This window comes from Jejuibacter sp. L23 (genome assembly GCF_050815825.1).
Classification (GTDB): Bacteria; Pseudomonadota; Gammaproteobacteria; order Enterobacterales; family Enterobacteriaceae; genus Jejubacter; species Jejubacter calystegiae.
In genome coordinates, this window is the sequence record NZ_CP138199.1 from 1,068,457 (window position 1) to 1,088,277 (window position 19,821).

Annotated in this window: 15 protein-coding genes, 1 tRNA gene and 2 pseudogenes; 12 read left to right on the top strand and 6 right to left on the bottom strand. The window is 53.8% G+C overall.

Going from position 1 to position 19,821, the window contains the following annotated elements:
• Window positions 1–138 precede the first annotated feature (138 nt).
• Complete coding sequence (gene dinB, locus SCU88_RS04900) at window positions 139–1,194, top strand: DNA polymerase IV (protein WP_175339322.1); 1,056 nt, start codon at window positions 139–141, stop codon at window positions 1,192–1,194.
• 37 nt (window positions 1,195–1,231) lie between these two features.
• On the opposite strand, the gene pepD is transcribed toward dinB, so the two are convergent.
• Window positions 1,232–2,689 carry a beta-Ala-His dipeptidase gene (gene pepD / locus SCU88_RS04905; protein WP_175339323.1) on the bottom strand — a complete coding sequence of 486 codons (1,458 nt, stop codon included), beginning with the start codon at window positions 2,687–2,689 and terminating at the stop codon, window positions 1,232–1,234.
• Window positions 2,690–2,950: 261 nt separating this feature from the next.
• On the opposite strand from pepD, the gene gpt reads away from it, so the two are divergent.
• The 5 genes from gpt (at window position 2,951) to proA (ending at window position 7,877) form a co-directional block, all read left to right on the top strand.
• The gene (gpt, locus tag SCU88_RS04910) at window positions 2,951–3,409 is read left to right on the top strand and encodes a xanthine phosphoribosyltransferase (RefSeq protein ID WP_138095907.1); all 459 of its coding nucleotides are present in this window, start codon (window positions 2,951–2,953) and stop codon (window positions 3,407–3,409) included.
• A gap of 112 nt (window positions 3,410–3,521) precedes the next feature.
• Window positions 3,522–4,769, top strand: a complete 1,248-nt coding sequence (gene frsA, locus SCU88_RS04915) for an esterase FrsA (protein ID WP_175339324.1) — start codon at window positions 3,522–3,524, stop codon at window positions 4,767–4,769.
• 130 nt (window positions 4,770–4,899) lie between these two features.
• Window positions 4,900–5,301 (top strand): sigma factor-binding protein Crl, encoded by a 402-nt coding sequence (crl, locus tag SCU88_RS04920; RefSeq protein ID WP_138095909.1) that lies wholly within the window; start codon window positions 4,900–4,902, stop codon window positions 5,299–5,301.
• 208 nt (window positions 5,302–5,509) lie between these two features.
• The gene (gene proB, locus SCU88_RS04925; protein WP_138095910.1) at window positions 5,510–6,613 is read left to right on the top strand and encodes a glutamate 5-kinase; all 1,104 of its coding nucleotides are present in this window, start codon (window positions 5,510–5,512) and stop codon (window positions 6,611–6,613) included.
• Window positions 6,614–6,623: 10 nt separating this feature from the next.
• A complete protein-coding gene (gene proA, locus SCU88_RS04930; protein ID WP_175339325.1) occupies window positions 6,624–7,877 on the top strand; it encodes a glutamate-5-semialdehyde dehydrogenase in 1,254 nt (417 codons plus the stop codon).
• A gap of 44 nt (window positions 7,878–7,921) precedes the next feature.
• Here the strand turns inward: proA and SCU88_RS04935 are convergent, their stop codons facing one another.
• Window positions 7,922–9,202, bottom strand: a complete 1,281-nt coding sequence (locus SCU88_RS04935) for a DUF445 family protein (RefSeq protein ID WP_175339326.1) — start codon at window positions 9,200–9,202, stop codon at window positions 7,922–7,924.
• Window positions 9,203–9,378: 176 nt separating this feature from the next.
• On the opposite strand from SCU88_RS04935, the gene SCU88_RS04940 reads away from it, so the two are divergent.
• From SCU88_RS04940 to SCU88_RS04960, 5 genes and pseudogenes are all read left to right on the top strand, one after another.
• Window positions 9,379–9,454 (top strand) — tRNA-Thr (locus SCU88_RS04940).
• Between the two features lie 163 nt (window positions 9,455–9,617).
• Window positions 9,618–9,972: pseudogene (locus tag SCU88_RS04945) on the top strand (Arm DNA-binding domain-containing protein); the annotation flags it as partial.
• 289 nt (window positions 9,973–10,261) lie between these two features.
• Window positions 10,262–11,260 (top strand): acyltransferase family protein, encoded by a 999-nt coding sequence (locus tag SCU88_RS04950; RefSeq protein WP_175339327.1) that lies wholly within the window; start codon window positions 10,262–10,264, stop codon window positions 11,258–11,260.
• A gap of 101 nt (window positions 11,261–11,361) precedes the next feature.
• Window positions 11,362–11,955 (top strand): annotated as a pseudogene (locus tag SCU88_RS04955) (transposase domain-containing protein); the annotation flags it as partial.
• Window positions 11,956–12,055: 100 nt separating this feature from the next.
• A protein-coding gene (locus tag SCU88_RS04960) for an IS3 family transposase (protein ID WP_431810088.1) occupies window positions 12,056–13,191 on the top strand; the annotation gives its coding sequence in 2 pieces (ribosomal slippage) (window positions 12,056–12,302 and window positions 12,302–13,191; 1,137 coding nt in all).
• Window positions 13,192–13,320: 129 nt separating this feature from the next.
• On the opposite strand, the gene SCU88_RS04965 is transcribed toward SCU88_RS04960, so the two are convergent.
• The 4 genes from SCU88_RS04965 to SCU88_RS04980 form a co-directional block, all read right to left on the bottom strand.
• Window positions 13,321–14,610, bottom strand: coding sequence for an anaerobic C4-dicarboxylate transporter family protein (locus SCU88_RS04965; protein ID WP_175339328.1), 1,290 nt, complete (start codon window positions 14,608–14,610; stop codon window positions 13,321–13,323).
• A gap of 126 nt (window positions 14,611–14,736) precedes the next feature.
• Window positions 14,737–15,585, bottom strand: coding sequence for a fumarylacetoacetate hydrolase family protein (locus SCU88_RS04970; protein WP_175339329.1), 849 nt, complete (start codon window positions 15,583–15,585; stop codon window positions 14,737–14,739).
• A 142-nt stretch (window positions 15,586–15,727) separates the two neighbouring features.
• Complete coding sequence (locus SCU88_RS04975) at window positions 15,728–16,657, bottom strand: dihydrodipicolinate synthase family protein (protein ID WP_431810089.1); 930 nt, start codon at window positions 16,655–16,657, stop codon at window positions 15,728–15,730.
• Window positions 16,658–16,911: 254 nt separating this feature from the next.
• Entirely contained in the window at window positions 16,912–17,943 is a 1,032-nt protein-coding gene (locus SCU88_RS04980) for a substrate-binding domain-containing protein (RefSeq protein ID WP_175339330.1), read from the bottom strand.
• A gap of 437 nt (window positions 17,944–18,380) precedes the next feature.
• Here SCU88_RS04980 and SCU88_RS04985 point away from each other — a divergent pair, with 437 nt between their 5' ends.
• Window positions 18,381–19,778: an MFS transporter gene (locus SCU88_RS04985; protein ID WP_175339331.1), complete on the top strand. Its 1,398-nt coding sequence runs from the start codon at window positions 18,381–18,383 to the stop codon at window positions 19,776–19,778.
• The last annotated feature ends 43 nt before the right edge of the window (window positions 19,779–19,821 follow it).

The following is a 19,821-nucleotide window of genomic DNA, read 5'->3' on the forward strand; positions in this document are numbered from 1 at the left end:
AATCTTCTGACTTTTTACCTCTTTTTCCCTCCATGCACTGGAGAAGGCGCATTTTTGCCACCGATAGTGGCGGGAAAGCGTTGCAGTCCGGCGTATCTTTTTCTATCCTGTATGCATATACAGTTGTGGTGGTGAACTATGCGCAAGATCATTCATGTCGATATGGACTGCTTTTTTGCGGCCGTCGAGATGCGGGATAACCCGGCGCTGCGTGATATTCCGCTGGCCATTGGCGGTAGCCGGGAGCGGCGCGGTGTTATCAGCACTGCCAACTATCCGGCGCGTAAATATGGTGTACGTAGCGCCATGCCCACCGCCATGGCGCTTAAGCTCTGCCCACACCTGACCCTGCTGCCGGGTCGTTTCGACGCTTATAAAGAGGCCTCTGCCCATATTCGGGAAATCTTTAGCCGCTATACCGCGCGCATTGAACCGCTGTCGCTGGATGAAGCCTATCTGGATGTCACCGACAGCCCGCACTGCCACGGCTCCGCCACGTTAATGGCCCGGGAAATTCGCGCCACCATCGCCCGGGAGCTGAATCTGGCCGCCTCGGCCGGTATTGCACCCATTAAGTTTCTTGCCAAAATCGCTTCCGATCTCAATAAGCCGGACGGCCAGTATGTGATTACGCCGGAATCGATGGGGGATTTTCTGGCGGACCTGAAACTTGCCAAAATTCCCGGGGTGGGAAAGGTCACGGCGGCGCGCCTGGAGGAGATGGGATTGCGCACCTGCGCCGACGTACAGCGCAGTGACCTTGCGCTATTGCTTAAGCGCTTTGGTAAATTTGGTCGGGTGCTGTGGGAGCGCAGCCACGGTATTGATCAACGCGAAGTGAATACTGACCGACTGCGTAAGTCGGTTGGCGTGGAGCGCACACTGGCTCAGGATATTCACGAATGGCACGAGTGTGTCGCGATCATTGAACGGCTCTACCCTGAACTGGAGCGGCGTCTGGCGAAGGTGAAACCCGATCTACTCATCGCTCGTCAGGGCATTAAGCTAAAATTCGACGACTTCCAGTTAACCACCCAGGAGCATGTCTGGCCGCGGCTGAATAAAGAGGATCTGCTGGCGACGGCGCGTAAAACCTGGGATGAACGGCGCGGCGGACGCGGTGTCCGGCTGGTGGGGCTGCACGTGACGCTTCTGGCTCCAGAGCTGGAGCGCCAGTTGGTGCTGGGATTATAGGGAAGACCGGCTCCCGGGGGAGCCGGTTGGTAACGACTTACTTCGCTGGAATGGACTTCAACAGTTCAGTCAGCAACTGCCAGTACAGGCCCACGCTTTCGATGTGTACCTGCTCGTCCGGCGAGTGCGGACCGGTAATGGTCGGACCGATAGAAACCATATCCATCTCCGGATAAGGTTTCTTAAACAGACCACACTCCAGACCGGCGTGGATGACCATAATGTTCGGCGTCTTGTTAAACAGACGCTGATAGGTTTCACGCACCAGCTGCATGACTGGCGACTTGTCGTCCGGCTGCCAGCCAGGATAGCTGCCTTTCGCCTCAAGTGTGGCGCCCGCCAGGACATTGAGGGAAGAGAGCATGCTCACCACATACTCTTTACCGCTGTCGATCAGCGAACGGATCAGGCAGATAATCTGAGCCTGATCGCCTTCAGTGGTCACTACGCCCACGTTCAGAGAGGTTTCCACTACGCCTTTCACCACGTCGGAGTTACGAATTACGCCGTTCGGCGTGGCGTTTAGCAGATTCAGGAAAGCGTCGCGGCTGCGAGCGTCCAGCGGTTGACTCTCTGCCTGAACCGGTTCGAGCAGCAGGGTCAGGTTTTTCTCAACCTGAGAAAGCTCATTTTGCAGCACCGCCAGATAAGCCTCAACTCGCTGTTTCAGCTCGCCCGCCTGGGTTTTACTGACTGCCAGGGTGGCAAAGGCTTCACGCGGAATGGCGTTGCGCAGCGTACCGCCGGTGAAATCGATAAGACGCAAATCCAACTGCGGCGCCTGCTCGTTCAGGAAGCGGGCCAGCAGTTTATTGGCATTGCCCAGTCCCAGATGGATTTCGGCGCCGGAGTGGCCGCCTTTCAGCCCCTTCAGGGTCAGTTTAACGGTCTCGAAACCATCGGGCAGCGCTTTGCGGGTCAGGGGCAGGGTTGAGATGGCGTCGACGCCGCCTGCGCAACCCATGTATATTTCGCCCTCTTCTTCGGAATCGGTATTGATCAAAATATCCGCCTGCAGCCAGTTGGGCTGCAGCGCAAAGGCGCCGTCCATACCCGCTTCTTCGGTCATGGTCAGCAGCACTTCCAGCGGGCCGTGCTCAACGCGATCATCCGCCAGTACCGCCAGCGCGGACGCCATACCAATACCGTTATCGGCCCCCAGCGTCGTGCCGCGTGCTTTGACCCACTCGCCGTCGATGTACGGGCGGATGGGATCTTTAGCGAAGTCATGTTCGGTATCGTTATTTTTCTGGGGAACCATATCCAGGTGCGCCTGGAGCGCGACCGGCTTGCGGTTTTCCATGCCCGGCGTCGCCGCTTTGCGGATCAGGATATTACCAGCCCGATCGCGTTCCGCGTGCAGGCCCTTCTCTTTCGCCCAGTCGAGAATATGCTGCGCCAGTTGCTCTTCGTGGTAAGAGGGGTGAGGAATGGAACAGATTTTGGCGAAAATATCCCACAGCGGCTGCGGGGAGAGTTGAGACAGTTCAGACACAATGCGTCTCCTTGACGTTGACCGGCGATAAAAGTAGTGCCAGGTCGCGGGGTTACCGGATAAAAATGTACCGCGGGCCTCATCCCGCGCGATTACCTGAGGATACCACTTTCTCTGACTTTCCGGGGGAGTGAAAGCCTAAAAACCGCGCCGTTGCGCAACTGAGGCTGGTGTTTGGTGTCTCAGGTCACTATAATTTCGCGCAACCTGATTCCATTAGAATACTTTTTGAGCCGTTATTGATAGGCCGGGATACATCACATGAGCGAAAAATACGTCGTCACCTGGGACATGTTGCAGATTCACGCCCGCAAGCTGGCCAGCCGTCTGCTGCCAGCTGAGCAGTGGACAGGCATTATCGCGGTCAGCCGCGGTGGCCTGGTACCGGCTGCGCTGCTGGCGCGCGAACTGGGTATTCGCCATGTCGATACCGTATGTATCTCCAGCTACGACCACGATAACCAGCGCGAAATGAAAGTCCTGAAGCGTGCCGAAGGCGACGGTGAAGGCTTTATCGTTATCGACGATCTGGTGGATACCGGCGGTACCGCAGTCGCTATTCGTGAAATGTATCCGAAGGCGCATTTTGTCACCATCTTCGCTAAGCCAGCCGGTAAGCCGCTGGTGGATGATTACGAAATCGATATTCCGCAGAACACCTGGATTGAGCAGCCCTGGGATATGGGCGTTGCATTCGTGCCGCCGCTGGCTGGCCGTTAATCCCTAAAATAAATGTGCAACAGACGCCCGGCTTTACCGGGCGTCTGTTTTTTAACACGGCGACAGCGAGTACAATAGGCCTGCTTATCCGTTTTAGGGAGAAAGGGTCGCCATGTCGAAGCGCAACCTCAGCGAAGATCTCTTCAAACCCCGCTTTAAACACCCGGAAACCTCGACTCTGGTGCGACGCGCTCGCCATCACAAGAGAGAGGAGGTTCAGTCGCCGCTGGACGGCCGTACCGAACCCCACTGGTATCGCCTGATTAACCGCCTGCTTTGGATCTGGCGCGGCGTGGATCCGCTGGAGATCATGGACGTTCAGAGCCGCATTGCCACAAGCCAGGCCGAACATACCAATGACGACTATTACGATACCGTCGTTGGTTATCGCAGCGGCAACTGGATCTACGAGTGGTCGAAACAGGCCATGCTATGGCAGCAGCGCGCGGGTCAGCAGCAGGATCCCGAATTGTGCGGCAAGCAGTGGCTGATGGCCGCTAATCTCTACAGCATTGCCGCTTATCCCCACCTGAAAGGTGACGACCTGGCCGAGCAGGCCCAGGTGCTGGCCAACAACGCGTATGAAGAGGCAGCGCCACGTCTGTCCGGCGGGCTGCGGGAGCTGACCTTTTCGATGCCCGGCGGTAGCGATATCACGGGCTTCCTGCATATGCCGAAAGGGCAGGAGGGGCCGTTTCCGACCGTGCTGCTGTGCGGCGGTCTGGATGCTCTGCAGAGCGACTACTATCGCCTGTTTGAACACTATCTGGCGCCTGCGGGCATTGCCATGCTGACTATCGACATGCCCTCGGTGGGCTTCTCTTCCAAATGGAAACTGACTCAGGATTCCAGCCTGTTGCATCAGCAGGTGCTGCGTGCGCTACCGGAGGTGCCCTGGATTGATCACACCCGGGTGGCGGCTTTCGGCTTCCGCTTTGGCGCCAACGTGGCGGTACGTCTGGGCTATCTGGAATCGCCACGCCTGCGTGCGGTGGCCTGTCTGGGGCCGGTGGTGCACTCTCTGCTAAGCGAATTTGAACGCCAGCAGCGGGTGCCGGAAATGTATATTGACGTACTGGCCAGCCGCCTGGGCATGATCGATGCTTCTGATGAAGCGCTACGGGTGGAGCTGAATCGCTACTCGCTGAAGACCCAGGGACTGCTGGGGCGCCGTTGCCCTACGCCGATGCTGTCCGGTTTCTGGGAGCGCGATCCCTTCAGCCCGGAACAGGATTCTCGGTTAATCGCTTCGTCCTCGGCCGACGGTAAGGTGCTTAACATTCCGTTCAGTCCACTTTTTCTGAATTTTGATAAAGCGCTGAGTGAGATTACCGACTGGCTGGCGAAGCGCCTGAAGTAGCGTTCTGGCGCGGTTTTTAGCGATTTTCATACTGGTTGTGTGGGGATTGGAAATGTGCCGAATTGTGGGTCCCGTTGTTGCGAAATTTCTTATGTTTGATAAAACTGGGGGTTCACAAAAGGAGATCGCAATGACGTTACCGAGTGGATACCCGAAGAGTCGACTGATCAAAAAATTCACCGCGCTTGGCCCCTATATCCGGGAGGAGAAGTGCGAAGATAACCGCTTTTTCTTCGACTGCCTTGCTGTCTGCGTTAACGTAAAACCCGCCCCCGAGCTGCGTGAATTCTGGGGATGGTGGATGGAGCTGACCGCTGTCGACAAACAGTTCCACTACACCTGGAAGTTTGGCCTGTTCGATAAAGAGGGAGTCTGGGTACCGGTCACCATCAAAGATAAAGAGGTCGAGCAGAAGGTCGCGCAGGCGTTGCGCAGTTTTCACGGGCGTCTGGAGGCGCTACTGACCGAGCTTTCATTCGAACTGGTTCCGGCGCAGGGCTTTATTGAAGAGCCGGTAAAGATCCGCGCCTGACCGCGTAAAACGCCAGCACTGACTGGCGTTTTTCATATCTTTCAATCTGATAGTTACAGGAGGCCTGTCATCTTATATTGCGACGTAAGCCGCTACTCCCGCGTATTCACTTCCTTTTCTCCCCCCGCCTGTTGGCAAGGTGCGCGACACCTGATAAAACAACATGCACAGCTCTTCCCTTTTTCCCTGATCAAAATGGCAAAACACTATGAGCGATAGCCAGACTCTGGTAGTTAAGCTTGGCACAAGCGTACTCACCGGCGGCTCACGCCGTCTGAATCGTGCCCATATTGTGGAGCTGGTGCGCCAGTGCGCCCATCTGCACGCAGCGGGACACCGCATCATTATCGTCACCTCCGGGGGCGTTGCCGCCGGCCGTGAGCACCTGGGATTCCCTGAGTTGCCACAGACTATCGCCTCCCGCCAGTTGCTGGCGGCGGTGGGTCAGATCCGCCTGATCCAGCTTTGGGAACAGTTCTTTTCCATCTACGGTATTCACGTTGGTCAGATGTTGTTGACCCGTGCCGATATGGACGATCGCGAACGCTTCCTGAACGCGCGCGATATGCTGCGCTCCCTGCTGGATAACAATATCGTCCCGATTATTAATGAAAACGACGCAGTGGCGACGGCAGAGAGCAAGGTAGGTGACAATGATAACCTTTCCGCGCTGGCAGCCATTCTGGGCGGCGCCGACCGATTGCTGTTGCTGACCGACCAGCAGGGGTTGTTCACTGCCGATCCGCGTACCGATCCCACCGCTGAACTGATTAAAGAGGTGCAGGGTGTGGATGACGCGCTGCGCGCTATTGCCGGAGACAGCGTTTCCGGGCTGGGTACCGGCGGTATGGGTACCAAACTGCAGGCGGCGGATGTGGCCTGCCGCGCCGGTATCGAGGTGGTTATTGCTTCCGGCAGCCTGCCGGACGTGATTGAGGACGTTGCGAAAGGCGTATCGGTCGGTACCCGCTTCCTGGCTGAGGAATCGCCGCTGGAAAGCCGCAAGCGCTGGCTGTTTGGCGCGCCAGCGGTGGGGGATATCACCATCGATGACGGCGCCCTGAACGCCATTCTTAGCCGCGGCAGTTCGCTACTGCCTTCCGGTATTCGCACCATCGACGGCGATTTTTCCCGCGGTGAGGTTATTCGTATTCTCAGTCTTGACGGACGCGATATCGCTCATGGCGTTACCCGCTATAACAGCGACGCTCTGCGCCGCATCGCCGGCCACCATTCCCAGGAGATCGACGCGATTCTGGGCTATGAATATGGCCCGGTTGCCATGCACCGGGACGATATGATCGTTATTTAAGGAGAGGCTAATGCTGGAACAAATGGGTAAAGCGGCAAAAGAGGCCTCTTATCAACTGGCTCAGCTATCGGGCCCGGAAAAAAATCGCGTGCTGGTGCGTATTGCTGACCAGCTGGAAGCCCAGGCCGATGAGATTCTGGCGGCTAATGAGCAGGATCTGGCTCTGGCGCGTGAGAACGGCCTGAGTGAGGCGATGCTCGATCGCCTGGCGTTAACGCCGCAGCGGCTGAAGGGGATAGCCGACGACGTGCGTAAGGTCTGCCAGTTGGCCGATCCGGTGGGGCAGCTTATCGACGGCGGTCCGCTGGACAGCGGCCTGCGTCTGGAACGGCGCCGGGTGCCGCTTGGCGTGGTGGGGGTTATCTACGAGGCGCGTCCTAACGTCACCATCGATGTCGCCTCTCTGTGCCTGAAGACCGGTAATGCCGTGATTCTGCGCGGCGGTAAAGAGACTTACCGCACCAATGCCGCCACTGTAAAAGTGATTCAGAGCGCGCTGGAAGCCTGTGGCCTGCCTGCCGGTGCGGTGCAGGCGATCGAAAGCCCGGATCGCGCGCTGGTGGCCGAAATGCTGAAGATGGACCGCTATATCGACATGCTGATCCCACGCGGCGGTGCCGGGCTGCACAAGCTGTGCCGCGAACAGTCCACTATCCCGGTGATTACCGGCGGTATTGGCGTCTGTCATATCTTTATGGATCGGAGCATGGCGTTTGAACCGGCGCTGGATATCATCACCAATGCCAAGACCCAGCGCCCGAGCACCTGCAACACTGTAGAGACCCTGCTGGTGCACCGCGCGATTGCCAAAGAATTTCTGCCAGCTTTAAGCCAGCGTATGGCGGAAAAGGGCGTGACCCTGCATGCCGACCGCGCAGCGCTGGCGGAACTGGAAGAGGGACCGGCGCAGGTGGTGCCCCAGAAACCGGAAGAACTGGATGACGAGTTCCTGTCTCTGGACCTTAATGTCTGCCTGGTGGATGACCTGGACGGCGCTATTGACCATATCCGTCTGCACGGTACCCAGCATTCGGATGCGATTCTGACCCGCGATATGCGCAGCGCTGAACGTTTCGTTAACGCGGTAGACTCTTCGGCGGTCTATGTGAACGCCTCTACCCGCTTTACCGACGGTGGCCAGTTTGGCCTGGGAGCGGAAGTCGCGGTCAGCACCCAGAAGCTGCACGCGCGTGGCCCCATGGGGTTGGAAGCGCTGACCACCTATAAGTGGATTGGCTACGGCGACGACACCATCCGCGGTTAATATCCCTGTTCAGTCAGGCACAGGTGTCCTTCGGGACGCCTTTTTTATCGCGGCGCGATATCCAGTAGCGTTGGAATCTGCGACAGCAGCCAGAGGATCAACCCAATGGCGCCCCCCACCAGGGTACCGTTTATGCGGATAAATTGCAGATCCTTACCGACATTCAGTTCGATCTGCTCGGACATTTCGCGGGCATCCCAACTGCGGACCGTATCACTAATGTGGCGGGTCAGGAAGGTCGCGAAGTCGGGGGCGACTTGAGCGGCGGCCTGCTCCAGATGCTCATTCAGTGAGGTACGTAGCGCGTTATCCTCGATCAGCGCTTCCCCGAACCACTGCCCGGCCCTGGCAATACGCTGACCGGTTACCGGGTCATCCGACTGCATATCCCGCTTTAGCCAGCCGCGCAGATCGCCCCACAGCTCGCCGATATAGCGGTTAAAGGCGGCGTCTTCTTTCAGCCAGGTCTTGATGTTATCGGCCCTGGTAGCCATTTCAGGGTCATGCTTCAGTTTATCGATAAGCTTTTGAGTGGCGCTGTCGAAGGCGTGGCGAATCTGATGCCCGCTGTCGTGGCTGATGTCGTCCAGCAGCGCATTGGCGATACTGGCTGCCAACTCGGCGCTGTGTTCCCCCAGCCATTCGGTGGGCAGCACCCGGGCCTTACGTGGGTGTTCGGTTTCCAGCCAGCGCACGATCTGGCGCGCCAGGAATTCCCGGGTGCCATCGCGATTCACCAGGTTAATTAACTGGCCTATCAGGGCATCGAGCAGCGCCTGATGGCGGTTATCCTTCGTCATACTTTCCAGCACCATCGCGCTGGATTGAGTCAGATCCACATTATCGATGGCGCGATGCACGGCGCGCCGCAGCAGGCGCTGAATACGGGCATCGTCGGCCAGATCGAGAAAGCCGCCCATCACCTGTAGCAGATGGCCGCCCAGCCGCCGTGCATTGGCCGGTCGGCTCAGCCAGCTACCAATGGCTCGTATCGGATCGTAGTGGCGAATCAGTTGCACCAGCGACCGGGTATCCAGAAACTTTTCGCGAATAAACTGTCCCAGATTATCGCCGATGCGATCCTTCTTGCGGGGGATAATAGCGGTATGGCGGGAGATAAAGGGAATCGGCACCCGGCGGAACAGCGCCACTACGGCAAACCAGTCGGCCAGCGCCCCTACCATGGCGGCTTCCGCCGTGGCCTTCACGGCGCTGACCCAGCGTGCCGGTGGCAAAAACAGCGTGGTGACAAACACGGCCACGGCAATCAACAGCAGGGCCAGCGCCAGGCGACGAGCCCGCTTCAGTTCAGTTAGCTTTTCCATACCCAAAGCATAACCCGATGCGCGGCGTAGCGGTAGCAGGGCAGGGGGAAAGCGCAAACTCAGAATTCAGCGGAGGATGCTGTAAAAAGCAGCAGCCGACACGGCTGACAGTTGACGCCTTCCTCGCTTTTCCTTACTCTTTAGCCCGTGCTCAGGTTCCTGCGCACGTCTCCCAGGCCGGTATAGCTCAGTTGGTAGAGCAGCGCATTCGTAATGCGAAGGTCGTAGGTTCGACTCCTATTACCGGCACCATCTCAACTTCCCTAAAAATCCGCATTCATCCATAATCCCACTGATTTTTAACGATTTTATTTCTTTTTAGTCCATTATCGTCCGTAACCATCCAGTAGAGTCCGATACATAATGTGTATAGGATTGTGTATATGTTTCTGTTCGGTCTTGGATTCCTATACACATGCCTTTAAACGATATGCAGATTCGCCGTGCTAAAACCCTATACGTTTGGGGATGGGCAAGGCTTGTCATTGCTTATAGAGCCTAATGGAAGCAAGAGCTGGCGGTTCCGCTATCGCTATGCCGGTAAACCCAAAATGATCTCGCTGGGTGTGTACCCGACGATCACACTTGCTGATGCTCGTTCCCGTCGCGATGACGCTTGAAAACTTGTGGCAGAAGGAAAGAACCCTAGTGAGGTTCGAAAAGAGCAAAAGCTAGCTCTGCAAACAGAGTCAGAGAACGCCTTCGAAAAGATAGACAGAGAGTGGCATCAACTTAAATCTGTTAAATGGTCGGCGGGATATGCATCAGACTGATCTCTTCCCCAAATCAGGAAGAGATCACCCGTTTGGGCCAGACCTGAGGATTACAGGGTATTCTCTGTTCCAACCATTGCTCCACCAATAGAGTCTGCTGCAAGGCTGGTAGTTCAGCCTGATGGCAATATGTATATAGGTTCTGGTTACCTTGCTGGCGGGGCATATATTAATGTGACACACATTGTGTAACCATCATAAATCTTTGGGCAAGGACGGCCTCACTTATTTGACATGAAGGCGCATTGGATGTTATGTTTCTGGAAAAGTCAAATAAGAACTCGCCATGAACAATAAATCAATTGAAATATTGCAGCTTTTGAGAGCCGTAGCGGCAATTATCGTTGTTATGAATCATCTTTTAGCGGAATCATTCGGTGGTGTATTTAAATATATTGGTGGGTATGGGGTTAACATCTTCTTTGTAATATCTGGCTTTATCATGACATACACCGCGATCAATAAAAATCCTTTTGAGTTCATCGTTGATAGGGTTATTAGAATTTACCCGCCTTACATCATTTCTTCATTTGCACTGATTTCGATCTCAGTTTTTGCTTTCCACAAGGATTTATACTTCATAATCGGAAATATATTTTTGCTTCCTGGCTCTGATGATGGATATCGTCTTGCAAATCCAGTTGCATGGACGCTTGTATATGAAATGTATTTTTACATTGTGTTTGCATTTGTTCTTATGGTGATGCCGTCCAGAAAATATGCAGCGGTAGTATGTGCTATGCTTCTGTGCTCATCAGTGCTTTTAATTAAGTATTTTTATCCATTTACTGGAAAATACAATTCACTTGCTTTGCATAATATAGTTCAAAGCTATATGATAATTCAATTTGCTGCTGGATGTGTGATTGGTGTTTACTTTGATAGTATATCTAGATTTAACATGTCACAGTATACATTTATAGCATTGTCAATGATTTTATCTGTGGCATGCTTTGCGCTTATAGATTTATTGCCTGAATCAGACGTTAGTAGGTATGATATATTTTATCCTTTCAGTATATTGGTGGTAGCCTTATCATTAACAGTGAGGGAGTGCAGCTTTACTAAGCTGATATATATTGGAAATGCATCTTATTCAATATATTTAACGCATCCTTATTTTAACATTGCATTAAGCAGACTGGATTTGCTTGATTCAAAAGCCATTACGATTTTAGCCGTAATTGCATCTATCACAGCTGGAGTTGCCTTCAGCAAGATGGTCGAGATACCTCTAACGAAATACCTTAAAAGAAAAAAAGCAATGAGATATATTACAAATTAAAATAGGCCCGCTTAGGTGCAATACCGATCAGTTAAGGATCAATTGACCGATCCTTAATCTGCGGCACTATAACGGCTTCCACCACAGGGAGCCGTTTTCTTATGCCACTTTTCAATGACCTGCTCGAATTCAGTGACCATCCGCTTATGCCACCGCCCTCTGCTCAACTGTTTGCAGAGCACCTCCCCGTGGAGTGGATGCTGCACTGTCTGACGCTTTCTGCACATGCGACTGTTCGCCGCCGTCGTTTACCGGGAGACATGGTTATCTGGATGGTGGTGGCGATGGCCTTTTCCCGCAACGAGCCGATTACCGATGTGGTTCTCCGTCTGAACCTGAGCGCGGATGGCGAAGCGGGGATGAACCTGCTGGCCCACTCAATGCTCACCACTATCCCGGATAACACTGTCACGCTTTTTGACAAGCTGTTCTACAGTGCAGACCTGCTGCTGACGTTGAACCGGCAGGGTAGTCACCGCCACTGGCTGCTGCCCGCCCGTAAGGATATGGTGGCAGAAACGGAAACCCGCTATGGCGCAGGTGACAGGCTGCTGAAGCTGAAAGTGTCACAACAGGCACGGAAAAAGAATCCTTCACTGCCAGAGTTCTGGTATGCCCGGGCGGTAACTTATGAGGTGAACGGCATGGAGAAAACGGTGCTGACATGGCTCCCGGCGGACCGCTATAAAGCGAAAGTGGACTGACCCCGCCCCGGTAGACGATCCTGCCCTATAGTTGGACTGACCCCGCCCCGGTAGACGATCCTGCCCTATAGTTTGAGCATAGGAGGAGCGTATGGGCACACCACGATTTACACCTGAATTTAAGGAAGAAGCCGTCCGTCAGATAACGGAACGCGGTTATTCCGTCGCCGAAGTATCTGACCGTCTGGGCGTCTCTGCACACAGCCTCTACAAGTGGCTACGGGCTATCAAACCTGATAACAGCGAGCAGCATGCCCGGGATTTACTGGAAGCTAAAAGCGAGATCCTGAAACTCCGGGCGCAGCTAAAACGCACCGAAGAAGAACGGGATATCCTGAAAAAGGCCGCGCGGTACTTTGCAAGGGAGCCCGACTGAAGTACCGCTTTATCAATGAGCACCGCACTGTATGGGGGGTGATGACGATGTGTCGGGTACTGAATGTCGCCCGGGCCGGGTTCTATGCGTGGCTGCATAACCCTGTCTCGGCGCGTGATAAAGATAACCAGCGCCTGCTGATGCTTATCCGCGACTCATATTCTCTGAGCGGAGGCGTATACGGTTACCGGCGGGTTCATGGCGATCTGAACGAAATCGGGGAAACCTGCGGTAAAAACCGGGTGGGTCGGATCATGCAACTGAACCGGATTAAAGCCGTGCGCGGCTATAAAGCGCCACGTCGTATCGTTGGCAGGCCTTCAATCGTTGCTCCTAATCGCGTGCAGCGGCAGTTCACCGTTGTCCGGGCCAACCAGGTCTGGGTCACCGATATTACTTATATCCGCACCTGGCAGGGCTGGCTGTATCTGGCGGTGGTTATCGATCTCTTTGCCCGTAATGTGGTCGGCTGGTCGATGAAACCCACTCTCTCGCGCGAACTGGCGCTCGACGCGCTGATGATGGCGGTCTGGCGCCGAAAACCGGACGGCGAGGTCATCGTACATAGCGATCAAGGTAGTCAGTACGGCAGTGACGACTGGCAGCGCTTCTGCCGGGCCAACCACCTGGCACCGAGCATGAGCCGACGTGGCAACTGCTGGGATAATGCGGTGGCCGAATCGTTCTTCAGTTCACTGAAAAAAGAACGCATCAGGAAGAGAATATACAAAACCCGGGAGCTGGCCCGGGCGGATATCTTCGATTACATTGAAGTGTTCTACAACCGGGCCCGGCGCCACAGCCACCTCGGCGGCGTCAGTCCGGAGGCCTTTGAACAGGCCTCGTCGTGAGGACAGAATCTGTCTACAGGCATGGGGTCAGTCCAAACTGCATGTGTAAGTCGTTTTCGTCAACATATATCTACAATAGCGATATTACTCATATCCGTTTTTCAGTACGAAATGAAAGATTGATATGGTTCACTGAATCAAAAAAGCCAGCCCCGCAGCAAAGAGGATGGAAAGCAGTACCGATGCCAGGCCAGGCAGTAAGAAAGGATGGTCGATAATATGTCTGCCCAGTTTGGTTGACCCTGTATCATCCAGATCTACCGCCGCCAGTAGCGTCGGATAGTTTGGCAGAATAAAAAGAGAGGCCGTTGCCGGGAAGCAGGCGACTAAAACCCCGGGAGCAATACCCATACTCAGCGCGACAGGGAACAGAATTTTCGTTGAGGCCGCCTGGGAATACAGGAAGCACGAGACCGTCATAATGATGAGGGCTAACACAACGGGCGAATCCAGTAAGTGTGAAGAGACTGTACTTTGCAACCACTGCTGATTGCTGTCCATAAACGTCGAGCCCAGCCAGGCTACGCCGAGAATACAAATACAGGATGTCATCCCGGTTTTAAATACCGAGCCGGATGGGATTTTTTGTACGTTAACCCGGCAGTACACCAGAATCAGCAGCGCAACGCCCATCATTACTCCTACTCGTGCCTGTCCGCTGCTCATGACCGGATTGGCTATCAGCCCTAATTTGGGACTGGTGACAATCGCATAGACCAGAACCATAACCAGCCCAACGATAAAGATCAGCACAGAACGACCGGCATAAGGCGGTATTGTCCGCTCACTCCTTGTCTTAACCTGAACAGGATTGTCATATAGCCGATCCTGCTGGCGGATTCTGTCCCAGAACAGGTAAAAAAGAGACGTGACCAGCAGCGCAAGGAAGGTGGATGGTATTGATACTGCGATTAGCTCAATATAACTCCAGCCATAATGACCTTTTTCCAGTATCCCCGAGAAAAAAATCACCGCCGCAGAAATGGGCGACGCAACAATACCAAGCAAAGATGCGCTAACGGAGAGAGCAAGAGCCCGGGTGGGTTTTATATTGTTCTCTTTCGCGACACCCACAATAACTGGCATACAGGCAAATGAGACTTGCCCAGTGCTGGCCATCATGGTTAATAGCCACGTGGAAAGCGGCGCGGTTATTACTAACAATCGCGGATAGCGACGCAGCAGGCGCTCTGTGAGATCAACAAGATACTCAATACCGCCGGCCTCCTGCATAGCAGCAATCGCCACGATCACGACCATGATAAACACTATAACCAGCATCGGCATATCACCCGGCGTGGCGCCGAGCGCGCTGAGGACAATCACGCCAGCTCCGCCGGCAAACCCCACACCGATACCCCCAACCCGCATGCCGATGTACAGAAACAGCAGCACCACCAGAAACTGAACCAATACCATAAATCGCCTCCACGGCTCCCTGTCCGGTATTAACCCTATAAATGATTAACTGGCCTGCAAGTCCTGGCCGCCGGGCAAATGCGCTTTCACAATGTCTCTGGATATAAACAGCCTGTGAACGACAACTTATCGCGATACAGCGGCATCACTGTACACGGTGTTAATCAGGCATCCGATTTGCTCAATCTCGACTTCAACCCTATCCCCGGGGCGCATAAAAAGCGGCGGCGTACGTTTTTTCCCGATGCCACCGGGGGGGCCGGTCAGGATCACATCTCCCGGAGAGAGCGCGCTGAACGTGCTGATATACGCAATTAGCTCTGCAATTGAGTGCACCATACAGTTCGTATTATCCTGCTGCACCGTTTGGCCATTAAGCCGGGTGGTAATATTTAAATTTTGCGGATCGGGGATGTCATCCGCAGTCACCAGCCAGGGTCCGAAACCACCGGTCGCTGGCCAGTTTTTCCCGCCGGTAAAGCAGGCATGCTGCCAGTCGCGCATGGAGCCATCCATATAGCAGCTATAGCCGGCAACATACTGTAGCGCCTCCTGCTGAGGGATATTGCGTCCCCGACGGCCTATCACCAGAGCCATTTCGCCTTCATAGTCAAACTCATTGCTGCACTCCGGCTTGAGTAACGGCGCCAGATGCCCGGTCTGTGAATCAGCAAAACGGATGAATAGCACAGGATTAGAGGGCCTCTCATTACACGTAACGTCTTTATCGCGATAATTCACGCCAGCGCAGATTATTTTTTTCGGGTCAGTAATGACTGGCAGGAAAACTATCTCGTCGAAGGAATAATTCGCTTTTTTAGCAGACGGCGGCAGAGTATCAAGAAGATAAAGGTGCGGTATAAATTCAAGCAGGCTGTCATATTGAGGGAACAGCGTCTGCAGGTCAGTGACGCCGTCAGTGGTCACCAGTCCATATTTATTTTTATTATTAACGCGAAAGCTCAATAGTTTCATAAATCACCTTGGGAATATACAGAGGTGAAAGCCCCAGCGTTAAGATGAAGAGTATTAAAAGATACCGGGGCGAGGTATATATTATCCGCAATGCAGTAACACATATTTCTGTATTGCGGATTAACAGCAGAATCAGACTAAATTAACGGACACGACCCAGCTCAGCGGCGCGCATTGCGTCGTGGATCTCTTTCTCAGCCCCGTTTTCGAGCGGCAGAAGAGGAGAGCGAACGGTAGCATGTTCAAGGATCCCGCGCGCAACCAGGGCATGTTTAAGGGCAACGGTACCTTCCATGTGAGAACCGCGATGATACACGCTTCTGGTAACCGGCAGCAGACGATCGTGCAGCTGACGCGCTTTAACGTAGTCGCCCGCTTTACCCGCCTTAATCATTTCAATTAACGGTTCAGGCGCGATATTACCGTAGCCGACCAGGAAGCCATCAACATCAAAGGCGGTATGCAGTAGATATTCATCGTGGCAGCTTAAGATTTGCAGATCCGGATGCTCGCGACGAATAACCGGAATTTCAGTATCCCAGCGGCGCATATTACGCACGCCATTCTTCATGGCAAATACGCCCGGCTGCGCGGAGATATCCAACAGCGTTTGCAGATTGTAGGTGGCTTTAGTGACATCCGGATACTGGAAAAGAATCAGCGGTAGGCCACTTTCTTCATAAACAACGCGGTAGCGATCCTGAGGAGCGCCATCCTGATAGCCAAAACGCAGCCAACCGTGTGAAGGATAGAGTAAACCGGCGGAGGCACCAGCGGCAACAGCACGCTTAGCCTCCAGCGCAGCGACTTCCGTCCCTTCACCGGTGATACCGGCGATAATAGGAAGCTTATCATCCACGGACTTCACAAATGCGCGGATCACATTCGCTTGCTCTTCCTGGGTAAGAAAAGTCCCTTCCCCTGCGTGTCCCAGAACCACCAGACCTTTCACACCGTCGATGCTGCCGAGCCAGTTGCCGAGGCGCTGAATGGCATCATAGTCTACGCGACCATCGAGAGTGAATGGTGTTACCGGAGCCGGAGTTAAACCTCTCAGATCGATGTTAATCATAGTTATCCCCTTGACGAGTAAGCATATATTTTGCGGTTGAACGATTGTTTGAAACGAAAGTGAAATCGTTTCTGCAATCGTTTTCATGTCATGTTGACATTGAACCTCAAAAATAAATCCGTCAACGCCACGTTGGTTAAAAATGCAACTCGGGTCACAAACTAAACAGCAATTTGCATCCGGGATGAGATCCGCCGTACAAAATTCACCCCCTCCCTGCTTTCCGGGAAAAGCCAGGGAGGGTCTCAGGAGGATTATTTACGCGGAGACGAGGTGGATTTACGGGGAATAAGGGAAGGCGTGGTAATCCGCATATTATTATTTATCTCAGGATTCAATAACATATCAACCGCATTGCTGGCGATATGCTCCAGCGGCGTTCTGACCGAAGTTAGCGCCACGGGCAGTCTGCTCACCAGGGGAATATCATTGTATCCCACCAGGGAGAGATCTTCGCCAATCACCAGCCCCTGCTGGTGCGCGGCTGCGAGGACGCCAATCGCCAGCTCGTCATTAACGGCAAACAGCGCGCTCGGGCGATGAGACTGATTGAGCATTTTTATTCCCTGCTGCTCTCCCGATGCGATATTAAAATCAGAATGACAGCACCATTCCGCTTCGATCCTGAGCCCGGCTTCCTGCATTGCTCGCTCAAAGCCCTTACGCCGGTTACGCGCGTTGGAGGCAAAATCAGGACCGCCAATCAGGCCAATATCACGGTGGCCTAAATCAATCAGGTGTCGGGTTGCCAGATAGCCGCCAAGCTCATCGTCCCCGACCGAAGAGGGGCTAAAACCGTCGGTACGCAGCGCCAGAACGTGGGGAACATCCCGTTCACGCAGGGTTTGCGGTAAAGGATCGTCCAGCCGACAGGTGGACATGATTAACCCATCCACGCGGCGATCCAGCAGCGATTCAACGGCGTTTTTCTCCTGCTCCTTGCTATCACCGCAGGTGGCTACAATCGCGAAATATCCTCTTCTGGCCGCAGCCCTGGCTATCTCTTCGAAAAGCATCGCCGTGACGGCATCGGTCAGTCTCGGCACCAGGACGCCAAGCGTTCCGGTATCGCCACGACGCAGGCTGGAAGCAACATAGTCCCGACGGTAGCCCAGCTCTCGGGCCACCTGGCGAATTTTATCCGCCGAGGCGCTGCGCGAGGTAGGTAATCTTTCGTCGAGTACCCGCGAAACGGTCGAGACGCTAACGCCCACCGCGCGAGCAACATCCCGCATTGTCGCCGGCTTTTTTTCCGGCAAATCGTTCTGTTCACTTTCTTGATCCATCTGCTGCTCCAACTCATCAATGCGGGTAAAAATCCGTGTTGCCCGTTCAACGGATACCATCGTGCAAACCGTGGGATTAAAAGATCTTACGTCAAACCTCGTCCGGACAAAAGGAATGGTGCTTTACTTTGCCCGGGAACGTTCGTCCGATCATTAATTCACTCTTTTTATTTACTTTACTCTGCGTTTACAGCTTAGCCTTTTTACTCGTTAGTTTTTTCAGATTGTGAACTGTTCGACATTTATACAACTGGCGTAATTGACTTAGCGGCGAATCCAGCAAAGGATTAACTGAAAATGAAATCGATTGCACTAACGTTATCACAAACGAATTCAGACAGCATTCTATGCAGCACGTCTTTGGATAAGGGATCGTGCCCTGTGGTTATTCAGAAATTTACGTGTATGCCCCAGACAACGTTTAACAGGGTAATACTATGTCAACTCAGGTTATTGATTCAGATTACGTAGTTGCCAGCGGAACTGAGACAACCCCAGACGCGCTGCTGGCAAGGCTGGAACGTCTTCCTGTCACCCGACGGCTGAAGGCGATCCGCGTTATCGTCGGCTTATCGACTTTTTTCGATGCCTATACCATTATTGCTATCGCCTTTGCTCTCCCTCAGCTCACCCAGGAGTGGGGGCTTACGCCGACATTTGTCGGTCTTATTATTGCGGCCAGCTACGTGGGCCAACTGTGCGGCGCACTATTTTTTGGCTCGCTGGCGGAAAAAATAGGCCGTATCGGCGTATTACGTATCACCATCATCATGTTCGTTCTGATGGATGCAGCCTGCCTTTTTGCCTGGAACGGCTGGTCAATTCTTATCATTCGCTTTTTGCAGGGAGTGGGTATCGGTGCGGAGGTTCCCATTGCCAGCGCCTATATCAATGAATTTGTCGGAGCCAAAAAGCGCGGGCGTTTCTTTTTGTTGTATGAAGTGATTTTCCCAATCGGAATGATGTTTGCCGGGTTGGTGGGATATTTTCTTGTGCCCATCTATGGATGGAAAGTTATGTTTTTAATTGGCTTAGTTCCCTCCGCACTGACCGTTCCTCTGCGATGGCTAATGCCAGAATCACCGCGCTGGCTGGCCTCAAAGGGGAGATTGAAGGAAGCGGAGAGCGTCGTATCAACGCTGGAATCGGAGGTCATCAGGCGTGGGATGACGTTACCCGAACCTGAAATTAAAGCCTCCACGGTTCAAAAAGCGGCACCTGAAGGGGTAAAAGCCCTCTTTAGCGGTATCTATAAATCCCGAACCTTTATGCTGTGGGGGCTGTGGCTGACGGTTTACAGCGTCAACAACGGAATGATCACCTGGTTTCCGACTCTCTACAAAACCTGGTTTAACCTCTCCCTCGATACCAGTCTGGCCTACGGCTGGATTACCTCCTCCTGTGGCGTCGTTGCGTCGGTGATCTGTGCCCTGATGATCGACCGGGTCGGGCGCAAGCGCTGGTACACATGGGCCTTTTTACTGGCCATCTTTCCTCTGATTACCCTTTCTGTTCTGGGGGCAAAATCTGCCGTTGAAATTCTGGTTCTCGGAAGCCTGACTTACGCCATTCTTCAGACCATCGCCTTCTCGCTTTATCTGTATGCGGCTGAGCTTTATCCCACCCGACTGCGCGCCATTGGCACCGCGTATTCCAGCGCATGGCTACGTGCGGGTTCATCCATTGGCCCACTGATGGTGGGTTTTATCGTAAGCGGCTTCGGGATTCGCTTTGTGTTTGTCACTTTTGCCGTCATTGCGCTGATTGGCGGCTTAATTACCTGGCTTGTTGCCATTGAAACCAAAGGAAAATCGTTAGAAGAGTTGTCGCCATAGACGGCTTATGGCTTCGGGAATCATGGAGCCATATCTGACAGGA